The organism is Clostridium ihumii AP5 (assembly GCF_000612845.1).
Lineage (GTDB): Bacteria > Bacillota > Clostridia > Clostridiales > Clostridiaceae > Clostridium_J > Clostridium_J ihumii.
Genome location: NZ_CCAT010000001.1, coordinates 1 through 1,064, shown reverse-complemented (window position 1 = coordinate 1,064; position 1,064 = coordinate 1). Strand labels below are relative to the sequence as shown.

Annotated in this window: 1 protein-coding gene; it reads right to left on the bottom strand. The window is 37.3% G+C overall.

Features of this window, described 5'->3' with window-relative positions:
- Positions 1-14 precede the first annotated feature (14 nt).
- A complete protein-coding gene (locus tag BN346_RS00005; RefSeq protein ID WP_000222572.1) occupies positions 15-968 on the bottom strand; it encodes an IS30 family transposase in 954 nt (317 codons plus the stop codon).
- Positions 969-1,064: the final 96 nt, after the last annotated feature.

Below are 1,064 nucleotides of genomic sequence, written 5' to 3'. Positions count from 1 at the left end.
TATTATTTGTCAAATTAAGCGAGACAAAACTTTCCATTTACGTAACTCAAAAAAACTTCTAATGGTGTTTGGTAATTTAGTGATTTTCTAGGGATATGGTTTCTTTTGGACGCAACGGATGAGATGAATCCTTGATTGACTTGGTTGAATTCCATTTCTTTTGGTAGTCCATCTTTTCGGAGGAGTCCGTTTGAATGTTCATTTAATCCCCGTTGGGAAGGCGTTCCTGGGTCTGCGAAATAAATATCAATATCATTCGTATTACTAATACTTTTCCAATTAGAGAATTCTTTTCCACAATCAAAGGTAATTGATTTGAAAAGATTTTTGGGTACGGATTGAAGCCATTCATTAATCGAATTTTCAATATCAACTGCCTTACGGCCTTCTGGTTTCAAGGCGATAATGGCTTTTGAAAGTCGCTCAACGAGTGTGATGACGGCACTTTTATGGTGGATGCCGACAATCGTATCACCCTCTAAATGTCCAAATTCTTCTTCGAAAACGACATAATCTTTTTTACGTTCAGAAATATTTCTTTTGAATGCCTGTTTTCCACGTTTTTCCTTATAACCATTTGGTTTTCGTTTTCCTTGCATCGGTAAATGTAAAACATTGAATTCTCCCGTCTTAAACCGGCGATAGAGGGTACTTACTGAACAAGAGAAGGTTCGCTCTGCACGGCCAATAATGACGTCTGGGGTCCAACCTTCAGTTGATCTTTTTTCAATGTATTCTTTTTCCTCAGCAGGAAAAATGATTTCGGTTCTCCCACAACGTCGCTTATTTTCTTTGTATTGTTCAAAGTATTCAAGTGCTGTTCCACCACATTTGAGAAAGTTATAGACATTGTAAATTGTTTGGCGTCCACGTTTAAGCTGCTTCGCAACGATAGCAACCGGAGTTTCTTGATGAAAATATGCTTCTATCATTACAAGCTCGTTTGGTGTAAGATGGGTATAAGTCATTTATGTTCACTCTCCTTGTATGCTTTAGCGGGTATTACAATTTGAGTGTAACATAAATGGCTTTTTTATTTGTCTCGCTTAATTATACAAACGGCG